15 protein-coding genes and 1 pseudogene are annotated in these 16,496 nt (G+C 71.2%); 7 read left to right on the top strand and 9 right to left on the bottom strand.

Annotated elements, in window-relative coordinates; translation table 11 throughout:
• Positions 1 to 43: 43 nt before the first annotated feature.
• Positions 44 to 898, bottom strand: a complete 855-nt coding sequence (locus ACIQJT_RS19970) for a phosphotransferase enzyme family protein (RefSeq protein WP_402645148.1) — start codon at positions 896 to 898, stop codon at positions 44 to 46.
• A gap of 214 nt (positions 899 to 1,112) precedes the next feature.
• On the opposite strand from ACIQJT_RS19970, the gene ACIQJT_RS19975 reads away from it, so the two are divergent.
• The 4 genes and pseudogenes from ACIQJT_RS19975 (at position 1,113) to mgt (ending at position 5,408) form a co-directional block, all read left to right on the top strand.
• Positions 1,113 to 2,048, top strand: a complete 936-nt coding sequence (locus ACIQJT_RS19975) for a sugar ABC transporter permease (protein ID WP_365457049.1) — start codon at positions 1,113 to 1,115, stop codon at positions 2,046 to 2,048.
• The gene (locus tag ACIQJT_RS19980; protein ID WP_402645152.1) at positions 2,045 to 2,878 is read left to right on the top strand and encodes a carbohydrate ABC transporter permease; all 834 of its coding nucleotides are present in this window, start codon (positions 2,045 to 2,047) and stop codon (positions 2,876 to 2,878) included. Before ACIQJT_RS19975 ends, ACIQJT_RS19980 begins: the two co-directional genes overlap by 4 nt.
• Positions 2,878 to 4,155: an ABC transporter substrate-binding protein gene (locus ACIQJT_RS19985; RefSeq protein ID WP_402645155.1), complete on the top strand. Its 1,278-nt coding sequence runs from the start codon at positions 2,878 to 2,880 to the stop codon at positions 4,153 to 4,155. The genes ACIQJT_RS19980 and ACIQJT_RS19985 overlap by 1 nt, the downstream gene beginning before the upstream one ends.
• A gap of 22 nt (positions 4,156 to 4,177) precedes the next feature.
• A pseudogene (gene mgt / locus ACIQJT_RS19990) lies at positions 4,178 to 5,408 on the top strand (macrolide-inactivating glycosyltransferase).
• Positions 5,409 to 5,480: 72 nt separating this feature from the next.
• On the opposite strand, the gene ACIQJT_RS19995 reads toward mgt, so the two are convergent.
• Complete coding sequence (locus ACIQJT_RS19995; RefSeq protein WP_402645157.1) at positions 5,481 to 7,745, bottom strand: MMPL family transporter; 2,265 nt, start codon at positions 7,743 to 7,745, stop codon at positions 5,481 to 5,483.
• Between the two features lie 235 nt (positions 7,746 to 7,980).
• On the opposite strand from ACIQJT_RS19995, the gene ACIQJT_RS20000 reads away from it, so the two are divergent.
• The 3 genes from ACIQJT_RS20000 to ACIQJT_RS20010 are packed head-to-tail and all read left to right on the top strand — an operon-like array spanning position 7,981 to position 9,927.
• On the top strand, positions 7,981 to 8,529 hold the full coding sequence (locus ACIQJT_RS20000) for a DUF1697 domain-containing protein (RefSeq protein WP_402645159.1): 549 nt from the start codon (positions 7,981 to 7,983) through the stop codon (positions 8,527 to 8,529).
• Complete coding sequence (locus tag ACIQJT_RS20005) at positions 8,522 to 8,887, top strand: DUF4440 domain-containing protein (RefSeq protein WP_402645162.1); 366 nt, start codon at positions 8,522 to 8,524, stop codon at positions 8,885 to 8,887. The genes ACIQJT_RS20000 and ACIQJT_RS20005 overlap by 8 nt, the downstream gene beginning before the upstream one ends.
• 20 nt (positions 8,888 to 8,907) lie before the next feature.
• Positions 8,908 to 9,927: a ketopantoate reductase family protein gene (locus ACIQJT_RS20010; protein ID WP_402645165.1), complete on the top strand. Its 1,020-nt coding sequence runs from the start codon at positions 8,908 to 8,910 to the stop codon at positions 9,925 to 9,927.
• A 3-nt stretch (positions 9,928 to 9,930) separates the two neighbouring features.
• Here ACIQJT_RS20010 and ACIQJT_RS20015 read toward each other — a convergent pair whose 3' ends face one another.
• The 7 genes from ACIQJT_RS20015 to cysC form a co-directional block, all read right to left on the bottom strand.
• Positions 9,931 to 10,671: a sirohydrochlorin chelatase gene (locus tag ACIQJT_RS20015; protein ID WP_402645168.1), complete on the bottom strand. Its 741-nt coding sequence runs from the start codon at positions 10,669 to 10,671 to the stop codon at positions 9,931 to 9,933.
• 5 nt (positions 10,672 to 10,676) lie between these two features.
• Complete coding sequence (locus ACIQJT_RS20020; protein WP_365457071.1) at positions 10,677 to 11,555, bottom strand: ABC transporter permease; 879 nt, start codon at positions 11,553 to 11,555, stop codon at positions 10,677 to 10,679.
• On the bottom strand, positions 11,542 to 12,327 hold the full coding sequence (locus ACIQJT_RS20025; RefSeq protein WP_365457074.1) for an ABC transporter ATP-binding protein: 786 nt from the start codon (positions 12,325 to 12,327) through the stop codon (positions 11,542 to 11,544). The genes ACIQJT_RS20020 and ACIQJT_RS20025 overlap by 14 nt, the downstream gene beginning before the upstream one ends.
• 34 nt (positions 12,328 to 12,361) lie before the next feature.
• Positions 12,362 to 13,465, bottom strand: coding sequence for an ABC transporter substrate-binding protein (locus ACIQJT_RS20030; RefSeq protein WP_365457077.1), 1,104 nt, complete (start codon positions 13,463 to 13,465; stop codon positions 12,362 to 12,364).
• 222 nt (positions 13,466 to 13,687) lie between these two features.
• Positions 13,688 to 15,022, bottom strand: a complete 1,335-nt coding sequence (locus ACIQJT_RS20035; protein WP_365457080.1) for a GTP-binding protein — start codon at positions 15,020 to 15,022, stop codon at positions 13,688 to 13,690.
• A 2-nt stretch (positions 15,023 to 15,024) separates the two neighbouring features.
• Positions 15,025 to 15,963, bottom strand: coding sequence for a sulfate adenylyltransferase subunit CysD (gene cysD / locus ACIQJT_RS20040; RefSeq protein ID WP_365457083.1), 939 nt, complete (start codon positions 15,961 to 15,963; stop codon positions 15,025 to 15,027).
• Positions 15,960 to 16,496, bottom strand: a complete 537-nt coding sequence (gene cysC / locus ACIQJT_RS20045) for an adenylyl-sulfate kinase (protein ID WP_402645174.1) — start codon at positions 16,494 to 16,496, stop codon at positions 15,960 to 15,962. The genes cysD and cysC overlap by 4 nt, the downstream gene beginning before the upstream one ends.

Here is a 16,496-nt window from a genome sequence, read left to right on the forward strand (position 1 = left end):
CGTGGGCGCGACCGGTCGCGGCGGGCCTGCACCCGCCCTCGGGTCAGAACGGGTACCAGCGCACCGTCTCATCGCCGTCCCGCAGCGAGGCGACCCGCCGCTCGAACTCGGCCAGTGCCTTCGGGTTGGTCGGTGCGTGCTGCGCGACCCACGCACAGCTGGCCGTCTCCCGGGCCCCCCGCAGCACCGCGCACCCCTCCCACTCCCGCACGTCCCAGCCGTAGACCGAGGTGAACGAGTCGTAGGCCGCCGCGGGCATCCCGTACCGGTCCCGGGACAGAGCCATCACCACGAGGTCGTGCTCCCGCAGATCGGAGGAGAACGTCTCCAGGTCGACGAGGACCGGCCCGTCCGGCCCCACGTGCACATTGCGGGGCAGCGCGTCCCCGTGGATCGGCCCCGGCGGCAGATGAGGGGTCAGCGCGGCCGCGGCCGCCGCGAAGCCGTCCCGCCGCTCACGCAGGTAGGCCGCGTCGGCGGGGTCGATCGCCCCGCCCGCGAGCCGCAGCCACCGCTCGACACCGCCCAGCAGCTCCCGGGGCGGCAGCGCGAAGGACGGCGAGGGCAGGGCGTGCACCACCCGCAGCAGTTCGGCCAGATCCCGCGCCTCGGCAGGCCGTACGGCGTCGGGGAGCCGGTGCCAGAGCGTCACCGGATGTCCCTCGACCGACCGCGCCTTCGGCTCGGCCGCCCGCACCGCCGGCACCCCCGCCTCCTCCAGCCACACCGCGATGTCCAGTTCCCGGCGCGCCCGGTCGAGGAGCTCGGCGTCACGGCCCACCTTGACGACCAGGTCACCGGCGGCGAACACGGCGTTCTCGCCGAGGGCGAGCAGCTCGGCCGACCCCGCCGGCAGTCCCGCCGCGGCCAGTACGTCCCGCGCCCGTGCCTCGTTCATCCGTCCGCCCCTCCCGGTCCTGACCTGTCCCGCATGCCCGTGCAGTGCCACCGCGAACGGCGTCGACTTCGCGCCATCGCCCGGCCAGTCTCGCATTCCCACAGGTGGGCCCGTGCGCACGCTGCCTTGACGGCGCATACCCCCTTCACGACCATGACGGAGGCCCAGGCCAGGAGGGCCGGATCGTCACGAGCCGCCTGAAGGAGTCGATGACGTGACCTTGGTGACCGCAACGGAGCGGTCGGCGCGGGGCGCACCCGGCGCCGAGGGGGACCGGCGTGCTTCCGGCGGCGGGATCTGGTTCCTGGTGCTGCCCGCGCTGATCCCGATCCTGGTGCTGAGCGTGGGACCCCTGCTGTACGGGATCCTGCTCGCCTTCACCGACGCCCAGTCGGGCCGCACCCGGGCCACGCAGTGGATCGGCGGCCTCAACTTCCAGGACCTGCTGCACGACACGCTGTTCTGGGAGTCGTTCCGGATCGGCCTGGTGTGGGCGGTCGGCGTGACCGTGCCGCAGTTCCTGCTGGCGCTCGGCCTCGCCCTGCTGCTGAACCAGGACCTCAAGCTGCGCTGGCTCGCCCGCGCCCTCGCGATCATCCCGTGGGCCATGCCCGAGGTCGTCGTCGGCGTCATGTGGCGGCTCGTCTACAACCCGGACGCCGGTGTCCTCAACGAGACCCTGCGCACCCTGGGCCTCGGCGACGGCCGGGACTGGCTGAGCGGTCTGTCCACCGCCCTGCCCGCCGTGATCGTCGTCGGCGTCTGGGCCGGGATGCCGCAGACCACGGTCACCCTGCTCGCCGGTCTCCAGAACACCCCGCGCGAACTCCACGAGGCGGCCGCGATGGACGGCGCGGGCGCCTGGCGCAGATTCCGCACGGTCACCTGGCCCGCCCTCAGGCCGGTGGCGCTCGCGATCACCGCGCTCAACTTCATCTGGAACTTCAACTCCTTCGCCCTGGTGTACGTGCTGACCAGCGGCGGGCCCGGCGGCCGCACCCGTCTGCCCATGCTCTTCGCCTACGAGGAGGCCTTCCGCTACGGCCAGTTCGGGTACGCGGCCGCGATGGGCTGTGTGATGGTCGCCGTCGTCTCCGTCCTCCTCGCCCTCTTCCTCGTCGGCCGGCTGGGGGGAGGTGACCGGGCATGAGGACCGGCACCGCCGGCCGCGTCGGCCAGTACGCGGCCCTCCTCGGCTATCTCGTCTTCCTCGCCTTCCCGTTCCTCTGGCTCGTCTCCACCGCCTTCAAGTCCCCGCGGGAACTGGGCAGTCTGCACCCCACCTGGATCCCCAGGGACCCCACCCTCGACAACTTCCGCCAGGCCTTCGACGAACAGCCCCTGCTGCGCGCCGCCGGGAACTCCCTGCTCGCCGCGTTCGCCGCCGCGGTGATCGCCGTGCTGATCGCGACGCCGCTCGCCTACGTCACGGCCCGCCACCGCACTCGCCTCACGAAGGCGGTCACCGGCTGGGTGGTGGTCAGCCAGGCGTTCCCGCTCGTGCTGGTGATCATCCCGCTGTTCCTGGTGCTGAAGAACCTGCGGCTGATCAACTCCCTCGCGGGACTCGTGCTGGTGTACGTCGTGTGGGCGCTGCCGTTCGCCCTGTGGATGCTCGTCGGATACGTCCGTGCGGTGCCGGCCGAGCTGGAGGACGCGGCCGCCGTCGACGGGGCCGGGCGCCTGCGGACCCTGGTGTCGGTGACGGCGCCGCTGCTCGCCCCGGGGATCGTGGCGACTGCCCTGTTCGCGTTCATCACGGCGTGGAACGAGTTCTTCTTCGCGCTGGTGCTGCTGAAGACCGCGGACAAGCAGACCCTGCCGGTCGTGCTCACCCACTTCATCGGCGCGGAGGGCGTCGCCGACCTCGGACCTCTCGCGGCGGCCGCCTTCCTCGCCACCCTGCCCTCGCTGGTCGTCTTCGCGATCATCCAACGCCGTATCACGGGAGGCATGTTGACCGGGGCGGTGAAGAGCTGATGCGCGCACACCGGATCGCGGGGGCCCTCCTTCTCCTGCTCCTGGCCGGATGCACCGGCACGAGTCCGTCCGAGGACGGCCGTGTCACCCTGCGCTTCCAGTCCCTCGCCTGGCAGGAGGAGTCCGTCGAGGCCAACCAGGAACTCGTGAAGGAGTGGAACGCCACCCATCCGGACGTCAGGGTCGAGTACGTGCAGGGGAGTTGGGACAGCGTCCACGACCAGCTGCTCACCTCCTTCGAGGGCGGCGAGGCGCCGGACATCATCCACGACGCCTCCGACGACCTCGCGGACTTCGCCTACGGCGGCTATCTCGCCGACCTCGGCGACCTGCTCCCCGCACGGCTGAAGTCGGACATCCCGCGGCGGAGCTGGGACACCGCCACCTTCGGCGACGGCGTCTACGGCGTGCCCTTCCTCCAGGAGCCGCGGGTCCTCGTCGCCAACGCCGACTGGCTGAGGGAGTCCGGCGTCCGCGTCCCGACGCCTGAACACCCCTGGAGCTGGCCGGAGTTCCGTCGGATCACCGAGCAGCTCAGCGGCGCCGGCAAGTACGGCGTTGCCTGGCCGCTCAAGGAGCCCGTCTCCGCGACCCTCAACCTGTCCCTGTCGGCGGGCGGACAGCTCTTCCACCGCGACGCCGACGGCAAGGTGGCCATCCGCTTCGAGAAGGCCGACGAGACCGTGCCCCGCACCATCCACGACCAGGCGAACACCGACCGCAGCGCCTCGCCCACCACGCTCGGCAGCGGAGGCTCCGACACCCTGCCCGGCTTCTTCGGCGGCCGGTACGCGATGGTCCCGCTCGGCTTCTCCTACCGCCAGCAGATCGCCCAGCAGGCACCGAAGGGCTTCCGCTGGCAGGTGCTGCCCGCCCCGGCCGGCGCCGACGGGCTCACCCAGGGCGTCAGCCCGCAGACCCTGTCCGTCGCCGAGGACAGCCCGCACAAGGAGGAGGCCGTCGCGTTCATCGACTTCCTCCTCCGGCCGCGGAACATGGTCCGGCTGGCCCTGGGGGACTGGATGCTGCCCACCGGGACCGAGGCGCTGAAGGACCCCGCCCTGCGCACCGCCGAGGACGGCTGGGCGACGGGGACGGCGCTCGCCCCCCACCTCCGGCCGGCGCCCGCGCAGTCCGTCCGTGGCTACCCGGAGTGGAAGGACAAGATCGCCACCCCCGCCTTCCAGGAGTACTACAGCGGGGCGATCGGCCTGGACGAACTGCGTGAACGGCTGGAGGACGACGGCAACCTGGTGCTGGCCCGCTACCAGCGCTGAGCGAGGGGCGGGGCGTGCCGAAATACGGTTGCACGAGACGTATCGTCTCGTGCAGCCTGTGCGTCATGACCTCGCACATCGCCATGTTCTCCATCGCCGCCCACGGCCACGTCAACCCCAGCCTCGAGGTGATCCGCGAGCTCGTGGCGCGCGGGCACCGGGTCACCTACGCCGTCCCGCCCCTGTTCGCCGACAAGGTCGCCGAGACCGGGGCCGAGGTGAAGCCGTGGCACTCGACGCTCCCCGGCCCCGACGACGACCCGTCGGCCTGGGGCACCGAACTGCTCGACCACGTGGAGCTCTTCCTCGCCGACGCGATGCAGGCCCTGCCGCAGCTCGCCGAGGCGTACGACGGCGACGAACCCGACCTCGTCCTGCACGACATCACCGCCTACCCGGCCCGCGTCCTCGCCCACCGCTGGGGGGTGCCCGCGATCTCCCTCTCGCCGAACCTCGTCGCCTGGCAGGGCTACGAGGAGGAGGTCGCCGAGCCGATGTGGGCCGGACCGAAGAGCACCGCACGCGGGCAGGCCTACTACGCCCGCTTCCAGGGCTGGCTGCGGGAGAACGGCATCGACCTGCACCCTGACACCTTCGTCGGCCGCCCCGACCGCTCCCTGGTCCTGATCCCCAGGGCGCTCCAGCCCCACGCCGACCGGGTCGACGAGAGCGTGTACACCTTCGTCGGGGCCTGCCAGGGGGACCGGAGTGCGCAGGGGGAGTGGGTGCGGCCGGCCGGAGCGGAGAAGGTGGTTCTCGTCTCCCTCGGCTCCTCCTTCACCAAGCGCCCCGACTTCTACAAGGAGTGCATCAGGGCCTTCGGCGACCTGCCCGGCTGGCACCTCGTGCTCCAGATCGGCAGGCACGTCGACCCGGCGGAGCTGGGCACCGTACGGGACAACGTGGAAGTGCACTCCTGGGTACCGCAGTTGGCGGTGCTCAGGCAGGCCGACCTGTTCGTCACGCACGCCGGAGCGGGCGGCAGCCAGGAGGGACTGGCGACCGCCACCCCGATGATCGCCGTACCGCAGGCCGTGGACCAGTTCGGCAACGCCGACATGCTCCAGGGCCTCGGGGTCGCCCGCCGGATCGACACCGCGGAGGCGACCGCCGAGGCGCTGCGGGAGGCCGCCCTCGCGCTCGTCGACGACCCCGAGGTGGCCCGTCGGCTCAAGGAGGTGCAGGCGGGGATGGCGCGGGAGGGCGGCACCCGCAGGGCCGCCGACCTCGTCGAGGCGCAGCTGCGCGCATGAGCGAGGGCCCGTTGGCACCCCGGTGACCAACGGGCCCTCAGTACAAGGGGGTTCTGCTCCGCCCGGCGGAGGTCAGACCCTCAGCGGCTCACCCTCGTCGTCCCGGGCCACGGGCGCGGCCACGGCGTCCGGGGCCTCGTCGTGGGTGAGGTCGGGCAGCCGGTGCAGCCACTTCGGCAGGTACCAGTTGCGCTCGCCCAGCAGGGCCATGACCGCCGGGAGCAGCACGCCCCGGATGATCGTGGCGTCGATGAGCACCGCGGCCGCGAGGCCCACGCCCATCTGCTTCATGGACTGCATGGACAGCGTCCCGAAGATCGCGAACACGGCGACCATGATGACGGCGGCGCTGGTGACGACACCGGCCGTGGTGACCACCCCGTGCTGGATCGCGTCCTTGGTGCTGCGGCCGCGCAGGTGCGCCTCCCGGATCCGCGAGACCACGAACACGTGGTAGTCCATCGACAGGCCGAACAGGATCACGAAGAGGAACAGCGGCAGCCAGGTGATGATGGCGCCGACGCCCTCCGCGCCCACCAGCGAGGCGCCCCAGCCGTGCTGGAAGACCGCGACGAGGATGCCGTAGGCCGCGCCCACCGACAGCAGGTTGAGCACGATCGACGTGATCGCCACCGTCAGCGAGCGGAACGACAGCAGCATCAGCACGAAGGCGAAGACCACGACGAACGCGAACACCGGGACGACCGCTCCGGCCAGCTGGTCGTTGAAGTCCTTGGAACCGGCGACCTGTCCGGTGATCGGCGCCTCGACGCCGTCGACCTTGCCGAGCGTGGCCGGACGGACCTCGTCGCGCAGCTTGTCCAGGCTCTCACCGGCCTTGTCGAGGTCGGAACCGCCCACCAGCGGGACGTACACGAAGGCCAGGTTCTGCGCGTCGTGCAGCTTGATCTCGACCGGGCCGCGCGAGGCGCCCGAGGAGATCGCCTTCGCCTTGAAGTCGGCCAGCGCACCGGTGACCTCGGGGGCGTTGATGTCGGCCGCCTTGACGACCACCTCGGCCGGCTCGGTGCCGCCGGGGAAGGCGTCGTTGACCCGGTTGTACGTCTGCACGATCGGCAGCGAGTCGCCGAACTCCTGGTCCAGGGTGAGGTTCTGCGTCTTCATGCCGAGCGCGGGAGCCGCGACGGCCAGCAGCGCGCCGGCCGCGACCACGACCGAGACGACGGGCTTGGCGAGCACGCCCTTCAGCACGGTGGTCCAGAAGCGGCTCTCCCGCTTGGCGCCCCGCTTGCGGCGCAGCCGGCTCTCCGGGTGCAGGAAGGGGATCTTGCCCTTCTCGACCCGCTCGCCCAGCAGCGAGAGCAGCGCGGGCAGCACGGTCACGGAACCGACCATCGCGACCGCCACCACCATCAGCGAGGCCAGGCCCATCGCCTCGAACTCGGCGAGCCCGGTGAACAGCATGCCCGCCATCGCCACGCACACCGTGACACCGGAGACGATGATCGCGCGGCCACTGGTGGCGGCGGCGATCCGCAGGGCCGTCTGCGAGTCCCGGCCGGCCTGCCGCTCCTCGCGCTCACGGCGCAGGTAGAACAGGCAGTAGTCGACGCCCACGGCCAGACCGACCAGCAGCATCACGGAGTTGGCGGTGTCGCTCATCGGCATCACATGGCTGACGACGCCCATCAGACCCATCGTCGCCATGATCGCGCTGACGGCCAGCAGCACCGGCAGCAGCGCCGCGACCAGCGCGCCGAAGGCGATGAGCAGGATGCCGAGGGCCACCGGCACCGCGGAGAGCTCCGCCTTCTGGAAGTCGTCGCCGAACGCGTCGTCGAACGTCTTCATCATGCTGGCGCCGCCGATCTCCTCGATCCGCAGCGACCCGTGCTCCTCCTGCACCCCCTCGACGGCCTTCAGCACCGGCTCGACCCGCTCACCGGCGGTGTCCGCGTCGCCGCGCATGTCGAACTGCACGAGCGCGCTGCGGCCGTCCTTCGAGATCGTGTTCGTGTCGTACGGCGAGGTGACGTCGGTGACCTTGCCGGTGCCCTCGACCGCCTTCACGACCGCGGCGACGGCCGCCCTGAAGTCGGCGTCGGTCGCCTTGCCGCCGGAGTCCCTGGCCTGGATCAGCACCGACTCACCGGCGGGTTCGTCGATCCCGGCGTCCTCGATGATCTTCGCGGCGGTGTGGGTCTCCCCCTTGAGCTGGTCGCTGTCCTTGACGTCGACCCGGCCTGCCGCCGAGCCGAGTCCCATCGCCAGGACGACGAACAGCACCCAGATACCGACGGCAGCCCATCGGTGCCGTGCGCTCCAGCCGCCGGCCCTGGCGGCCAGGCCACGCACCCTTGTGTCTCCGTTCCGCATGACGGGCTTGCCCCCTCGTGAGCGGTGACAGCCCCCTGCCGCCACCTTTCGTTTCGAAGGTATGAGCTGGATAAACCCGTCTCGTCGTGCTGTCCGGTGAAGTGCGGGGGCCACCGGCTCCTCCCAAGGGACCGCGCGCCCTCCGTACTGGGGAGGACCGTGACCCTTACATCTAACGGACCTCGTACGGGGCGGTGATCGGGGTCCGCGCGGGTCCCGCCCTAGGGTGGGGCCCATGACGACGACGTACGCGGCGCTGCTGCGCGGAATCAACGTCGGCGGCAGCAGGAAGGTCCCCATGGCCGACCTGCGCACGCTGATGGAAGGCCTCGGCCACGACGGTGTCCGCAGCTACCTCCAGAGCGGGCAGGCCGTCTTCACCGCCGACCACGGCGACGAGGACTCCCTGGCCGCCGAACTCACGGACGCGATCGAGAAGCGGTTCGGCTTCCCGGTCGACGTGATCGTCCGCGATCACGCCTATCTCAGGGCGATCGCCGACAACTGTCCCTTTCCGGCCGCCGAGTTGGAGGGCAGGCAGCTCCACGTCACGTACTTCTCCGCCCCCGTCGACGAGGACCGCTTCGCGGAGATCGACCGGACCGCCTACCTGCCCGAGGAGTTCCGCCTGGGCGACCGGGCCCTGTACCTGTACGCCCCGGACGGCCTCGGCCGCTCCAAGCTCGCCGAGCACCTGTCCAAGCCCCGGCTGAACAAGGGTGTGATCGCCACCAGCCGCAACTGGAACACCGTCGTCAAGCTGGTGGAGATGACCGGTGAGTGACCAGGACCCCGCGGTGCGGGCCGCCGTCCAGGGCGAGTTGCGGCTCCTCGACCCCGAAGTGCGCGCCTCGCCCGAGCTGGTGGGCGCGCTGCTGCACCCCGAGTTCCACGAGTTCGGCGCGTCCGGGCGGCAGTGGGACCGCACGTCGGTCATCGCCGCCCTCGCCGGGGCCACGGATCAGGAGGCCGGCCCGATCACGGCGTCCGGGATGAAGGGGGTCCCGCTCGCGCCGGACGTCGTCCACCTCACCTTCGACACCGAGCACAACGGCAGCCGGGCGCACCGCAGTTCGCTGTGGCGGCGCACGGCGAGCGGCTGGCTGCTCTGGTTCCACCAGGCGACACCGTTCGCGGGATGACGGTGTGCGAGGCTCCTGCCATGCGTTACGTCATCATCGGGGCCGGAGCGGTCGGCGGGGCCGTCGGCGGGCGGCTCGCCGGGGCCGGGCACGAGGTCGTCCTGGTCGCCAGGGGAGCGCACCACGAGGCGCTCAGGGACGGCGGACTGCGGCTGCGCGTGCCGGAGGGCGAGTTCACCCACCGGCTCCCGGTCGTGGACGGCCCGGCCGGACTCGGCGCCCTGCGCGCCGACGACGTGCTCGTCCTCGCCGTGAAGACCCAGGACACCGAAGGCGCCCTCGACGCCTGGGGCCCGGCCCCGGTCGAGGGCGGCGGCACGGCGGCCGAGCGGCTGCCGCTGCTGTGCGCGCAGAACGGCGTGGAGGGCCAGCGCATGGCCCTGCGCCGCTTCCGGCACGTCCACGGCGTCTGCGTCTGGCTGCCGGCCACGTTCGTGGAACCCGGTGTCGTCAGCGCCGCCTGCGCCCCGCTCACCGGGATGCTGCACCTCGGCCGCTACCCGCACGGCACCGACGGGATCCTGCACCGGATCGCCGCCGACCTGGAGAGGTCCAGGTTCGAGGCGCCCGTCGTGGCGGACGTGACGCGCTGGCAGTACGCCAAGCTGCTGACCAATCTCGGCAACGCCGTGATGGCCCTGAGCGGCCCCGACGACGGGGGAGCGGACAGCACGTCCCTGCGCCGTCGCGTCCGGGCCGAGGGCCAGGCGGTGCTCGACGCGGCCGGGATCGCGTACGCGAGCGTCGAGGAGCAGCGGACGACCCGCGGCGACAAGGTCACCGCCGTCCCGCTCGACGGCGTCCCGGTCGGCGGCTCCTCCTGGCAGTCCCTCGCCCGCGCCACCGGCACCATCGAGGCCGACTACCTCAACGGTGAGATCGTCCTGCTGGGCCGTCTGCACGGCGTCCCGACGCCGTTGAACGAACTTCTCCAGAGCCTGGCCAACGCCTTCGCCCGCGAGCGCAGGCCGGCCGGGTCGCTGCCGGTGGGGGAGTTGGCACGGCTGGCCGACGAGGCCGTGGCGGCCGCCGAGGGGTGACGCCTACGCGCTCGCGGTCAGCCGCAGCAGCCCCCGCGCCGCCGCCGCGTCGTAGCGCTCCAGCAGCACTCGGGCGACCTCGGGTGCGGGGCCCAGCACCTCGGCCAGGACGTCCGCGTCGGCGGCGCCGCGTGCGATGCGGTCGGGCAGGAACCCGGGGGCGAGGACGTACGGCGCCACGGCCACCTTCGCGCAGCCCAGGGCCCGCAGTTCCCGTACCGCGTCCTCGGTGCGGGGCAGGGCCGCGGAGGCGAACGCAGGCCGCACGGCGCACCAGCCGGTGTGCCGCCACTCCCGCGCGATGTCAGCGATCACTGCGATCGCCTCCGGGTCGGTGGACCCCGCCGAGGCCAGCACGACCCCGGTCGAGGACTTGTCGGCGGGCGTCAACCCCGCCTCGTACAGCCGTCGTTCGAGCGCGGACAGCAGGAGCGGGGAGGGGCCCAGCACCTGCGCCTGCCGGATCCGCAGCCGCGGCGGAGCGTCCCTGAGGACCGCGGGGATGTCCGCCTTCGCGTGGAACGCCCGCGTCAGCAACAGCGGCAGCGCCACGACGTCCCGGACGCCCTGCGCCGCCAGCGACTCCAGCACCCCCTGCACGGAGGGGATGTTGAAGTCGAGGAAGCCCGTCTCCACCCGCACGTCCGGGCGCAGCGAGCGCACCCGGCGGACCAGGGCGTGCACCGTCGCGGCGTGCCGCGGGTCGCGGCTGCCGTGCGCGATGACCAGGAGGACGGGCTTCACGGAACTCAGCCCTTCACCAGCAGACCGCGGCTGCGCAGCACCCACCGCTCCAGCGGGCTGAAGATCAGCAGGTCGATCGCGATGCCGACGAACAGGATGAGCAGGATCGCCTCGAACACCATGGCCATGTCGCTGTTGGTGCGGCCGTTCTCCAGCAACTGGCCGAGCCCCACGCCCAGGTCGGGGAACTGGGCGATGATCTCCGCGGCCATCAGCGACCGCCAGGAGAACGCCCAGCCCTGCTTCAGGCCCGCCACATAGCCGGGCAGCGAGGCCGGCAGGGTGACGTGCCAGATGCCCTTGACGCCGGTCGCCCCCATCGTGCGGCCGGCCCGCAGGAACAGCGGCGGCACCTGGTCGACGCCGGACACCAGACCGTTGGCGATGGAGGGGACCGCGCCGAGCAGGATCACCGCGTACATCATGGAGTTGTTCAGGCCCAGCCAGATCACGGCCGGCGGCACCCACGCCACCGACGGCAGCGACTGGAGGCCCGACAGGATCGGTCCGATGGCCGCCCGGACGAACTTGACCCGGGCCACGACCAGACCCAGCGGGGTGCCGATGAGCAGGGCGAAGAAGAAGCCGAGCAGACCGCGCGAGACGCTGGTCCAGATGTAGCCGAGCAGATCGCCCGCCAGCCAGGCGTCCTTGAAGGTGGCAGCCACCGCCGACGGCGAGGGCAGCTTGGACGGGTCGTCCACGACCGGGTAGAGCAGGGTCCACACCACGAGGACCACCGCGAGCGCGATGACCGGCGGAAGGATCTTGCTGACCAGGGTCTCCCGGAGCGGCGGGCGGCCGGTGGCCTGGGTCTCCAGCGCGTCGAGGCCCGCCTCCACGCTCCCGGCGTCCTGGGCCGGTGTCGTCTCAGTGCTGGCCATGGCGGCGGATCTCCCCACGCAGTTCTTCGGTGATCTCACGGGCCAGTTCGGCCACGGGCGCGTCCTCGATGCGGCGCGGCTGCGGAATGTCGACCGTCCACTCGCGCGCGATCCGGCCGGGGCGGGAGGACAGCAGGATCACGCGCTGCGCGAGCCGTACCGCCTCCCGTACGTTGTGCGTGACGAACAGGACGGAGACCCCCGTCTCCGTCCAGATCCGGGTGATCTCGTCGTGCAGCACGTCGCGTGTGATGGCGTCGAGGGCCGCGAACGGCTCGTCCATCAGCAGCAGGCTGCTCTCCTGGGCGAGCGCGCGGGCCAGGGCCACCCGCTGGCGCATACCGCCCGACAGCTCGTGCACCCGCTTGCCGTACGCGCCCTTGAGCCGGACCAGTTCGAGCAGTTCCTCGGCCTTGCCGCGCCGGTCGGGCTTGGGAACTCCCCTGAGCTTCAGGGCGAGTTCGATGTTCTTGCCGGCGGTCAGCCACGGGAAGAGGGCGTGCTCCTGGAACATCAGGGCCGGGCGGCCGTCCGTGGTGATGGCGCCCGCGCTGGGCCGGTCCAGCCCCGCGACCAGGTTGAGCAGCGTGGACTTGCCGCAGCCCGAGGCCCCCAGGAGGGTGACGAACTCACCCGGCGCGACATCGATGCTGACGTCGTCCAGGACGAGCTGCTGTCCGCCCGGTCCCGCGAAGGACTTCGAGACGTGGTCGAGACGCGCGGCGTACTCGACCGTCTCGTCGGCCTGGGCGAGCGTCGTGGTCGTGGCCATGGTCGTCACCTCCTGGGAACTCATCGGGACGGGGTCAGCTGGTGCCGAGACCGGCGGCGTCGACCGTGGACTCGCCCTCGGCCTTGAGGACCTTGTTGAGGATCGTGAGGTCGTAGATCCCGTTCAGGTCGGGCTTCTCCAGCAGACCGGCCTTGACCGCGTGCTCCGCCTCGGTGTCGAGCGTGGCGGCCAGCGGGTCGTTGGTGAACTGGATCGACTTCCACGCCGGGTCCAGGACCTCGGGCTTGAGCGCCTTGCCGGAGTCCGCCTCCAGCTGCTTGTTCGCCGCCGCCTTCGCCGCGTCCGGGTTGGCGTTGATCCACTTGTTCGCTTCCACCGACGCCTTCAGGACGGCCTCGACCGCCTTCGGGTGCTCCTTGAGGAAGTCCTGCCGCACGATGATGTTCGTGATCACGAACTTCTTGTCCGGCCACAGCGACGACTCGTCGAGCAGCACCTTCGCGCCCTCGGCGACCAGCTTGGACGCGGTCGGCTCCGGCACCCAGGCACCGTCGATGGAACCGGACTTGTAGGCGTCCGGCGTGATCTTGTTGTCGGTGCGGACGACGGTGACGTCACCCTTGCCGCTCTGCGCGTCGACCTTCCAGCCCTGCTCGGCGATCCAGTTGAGGAACGCCACGTCCTGGGTGTTGCCGAGCTGCGGCGTCGCGATCTTCTTGCCCTTGACGTCCTTCAGGGACTTGATCTTGTCGGGGTTGACGACCAGCTTCACACCGCCGGACGCCGAACCGCCGATGATCTTCAGGCTCTTGCCGCCCGACTTGACGTAGCCGTTGATCGCCGGGGACGGGCCGATCCAGCCGATGTCGATCGACTTGGAGTTGAGCGCCTCGATCTCGGACGGACCGGCGTTGAAGGTCGCGTACGAGGCCTTGGTGGCCCCGAGCTCCTTCTGGAAGAAGCCCTTGTTCACCCCGACGAGCGCGGTGCCGTGGGTCAGGTTGCCGAAGTAGCCGATCTTGACGGAGTCGAGCCCGTCGATCTTCTTGGCACCGGCGGCGACCTTGGCGGTGTCGGTGTCCTTCGACTCGGAGCCGTAGCCGCACGCGGCGAGGGTGAGGAGCGGGAGCGCGGCGATGACCGCGAAGGAGCGGCGAAGAGCGGATGAAGCAGGCACGGGAGGTGTTCCTCTCGGAGGCCCGGCGGTCACGGTCTCTCAGGTCGTGGCCGGGAGGTCGGCAGGTCTGCGTCTACGGCTGTGGGGGGACGGGGCGCGCAAGCGGTGCGCGTACGTCAGCGCACACATCGCGCCACTCCGCCCTGCCCGCTGCCGAGCGCGCCGCTGCCTACGCGGCCGCCCTCCTTCGCGAACGTGGACCAGTAGTCGGTGGGGTTCATGTCAGAAGTCCCACCCGTCGTCCTCGGACTCGTCCTTGACCGGCTCCGGGGACGCGAACGACTCGCCGACCATGCCCGCGGTGAGTGTGGTGCCGTCGTTCGGGTCGATGAGGATGAACGAACCGGTGCGCCGGGAGTCCGAGTAGGAGTCGACCGGCAGCGGCTCGGCGGTACGGATCTTGACCCGGCCGATGTCGTTGGCGACGAGCTGTCCCGGGTGCGGGTGCAGGGACAGGTCGTCCAGGGTGAGCCGGGACGGGATGTCCTTGACGATCGCCTTGACCGTGCGGGTGCCGTGCTTGAGCAGCACCCGGTGGCCCACGGTCAGCGGGTCGTCGGCCACGTGGCAGACGGTCGCCTCGATGTCCTGGGTGGTCGGCGGGGCGTCCTTGCTGGGCACCAGCAGGTCACCGCGCGAGATGTCGATGTCGTCCTCCAGCAGGATCGTCACCGACTGCGTCGTCCACGCCACCTGGACCGGCTCACCGAGCAGGTCGATCCCGGCGATCTTCGAGGAGCGGCCCGAGGGCAGCACCGTGACCTGCTCACCGACCCGGAAGGAACCCGCGGCGATCTGACCGGCGTAGCCCCGGTAGTCGGGGTGCTCGGCGGTCTGCGGCCGGATCACGTACTGAACCGGCAGCCGGGCGTGGCAGTGCGACAGGTCGTGGGTGACCGGGACCGTCTCCAGGTGCTCCAGGACGGTCGGGCCGCCGTACCAGTCCATGTTCGCCGACGGCTCCACGACGTTGTCCCCGGCCAGCGCCGAGATCGGGATCGCGGTGACCTCCGGGACGCCCAGCTCCGTCGCGTACGCCGTGAACTCCTCGGCGATCGCCGCGAACACGGACTCCTGGTACTCGACCAGGTCCATCTTGTTGACCGCGAGCACCACGTGCGGCACCCGCAGCAGCGCCGCCAGCGCCGCGTGCCGGCGGGTCTGCTCCACGACACCGTTGCGGGCGTCGATCAGGATCACCGTCAGCTCGGCCGTGGAGGCACCCGTCACCATGTTGCGGGTGTACTGCACATGACCGGGCGTGTCGGCGAGGATGAACCGGCGCCTGGGGGTCGCGAAGTAGCGGTAGGCCACGTCGATGGTGATGCCCTGCTCACGCTCGGCGCGCAGACCGTCGGTGAGCAGCGCCAGGTCGGGGGCCTCCTGGCCGCGCGAGGCCGAGGCACGCTCGACCGCCTCCAGCTGATCGGTCAGGATCGACTTGGAGTCGTGCAGCAGCCGGCCCACCAGCGTGGACTTGCCGTCGTCGACCGAACCGGCGGTCGCGAACCGCAGCAGCGTCGTCTCCGAGAGCACCTCGGAAGTGGTCGTGCTCATCTCTAGAAGTACCCCTCGCGCTTGCGGTCTTCCATCGCGGCCTCGGACATCTTGTCGTCGGCGCGGGTGGCACCCCGCTCGGTGAGCCGGGAGGCGGCGATCTCCGCGATGACCTTCTCGATGCTGTCGGCGTCGGAGTCGACCGCACCCGTGCAGGACATGTCACCGACCGTGCGGTAGCGCACCCGCCGCTTCTCGACGCTCTCGCCGTCCCTGGGCCCGCCCCACTCACCGGCCGTCAGCCACATGCCGTCGCGCGAGAACACCTCCCGCTCGTGCGCGAAGTAGATCTCCGGCAGCTCGATCCCCTCACGGGCGATGTACTGCCACACATCCAGCTCCGTCCAGTTGGACAGCGGGAAGACGCGCACATGCTCACCGGGGGCGTGCCGGCCGTTGTAGAGGTTCCACAGCTCGGGGCGCTGGCGGCGCGGGTCCCACTGGGAGAACTCGTCGCGCAGCGAGAACACCCGCTCCTTGGCCCGGGCCTTCTCCTCGTCCCGGCGCCCGCCGCCGAAGACCGCGTCGAACTTCTCCGCCTGGATCTTCTCCGTCAGCGGCAGCGTCTGGAGCGGATTGCGGGTCCCGTCCGCACGCTCCTTGAGCACACCGCGGTCGATGTAGTCCTGCACCGAGGCCACATGCAGGCGCAGGCCGTGCCGCGCGACCACCCGGTCCCGGTACTCCAGCACCTCGGGGAAGTTGTGCCCGGTGTCCACGTGCAGCAGCGAGAACGGAACCGCCGCGGGCGCGAACGCCTTCAACGCCAGATGCAGCATGACGATCGAGTCCTTGCCACCGGAGAACAGGATCACCGGCCGCTCGAACTCACCCGCCACCTCACGGAAGATGTGCACCGCCTCGGACTCCAGCGCGTCCAGGTGCGAGAGGGCGTACGGGGCCTCCGTGCCCTCCTCCACCTTGGCGACGGTCGTCGTCATGCCAGTCCCCTCTCGGTGAGCAGCGCGTGGACCGCGGCCGCGGACTCCTGGACGGTCTGGTGCTGCGACTCGATCCGCAGATCGGGCGACTCGGGCTCCTCGTACGGGTCGTCGACCCCGGTCAGTCCGGAGAGCTCACCGGCCGCCTGCTTGGCGTACAGGCCCTTCACATCGCGTACGGAGCACACCTCGACCGGGGTCGCCACATGGATCTCCAGGTACGCGGCGCCGCTCTCCTGGTGCCGCTTGCGCACCGCGTCACGGCTGTCGGCGTACGGCGCGATGACCGGGACCAGCACCTTGACGCCGTTGCGGGCGAGCAGTTCGGCCAGGAAGCCGATGCGCTGCACGTTGGTGTGCCGGTCCTCGCGGCTGAAGCCGAGGCCCGCGGAGATGAACTCGCGGATCTCGTCGCCGTCGAGCACCTCGACGAGATGGCCCTCCTCGCGCAGCCGGCCGGCCAGCTCGTACGCGATGGTGGTCTTGCCGGCACTCGGCAGACCCGTGAGCCAGACGGTGGCTCCGGTCGTCAC

It is taken from the genome of Streptomyces sp. NPDC091972 (assembly GCF_044756385.1).
GTDB lineage: Bacteria > Actinomycetota > Actinomycetes > Streptomycetales > Streptomycetaceae > Streptomyces.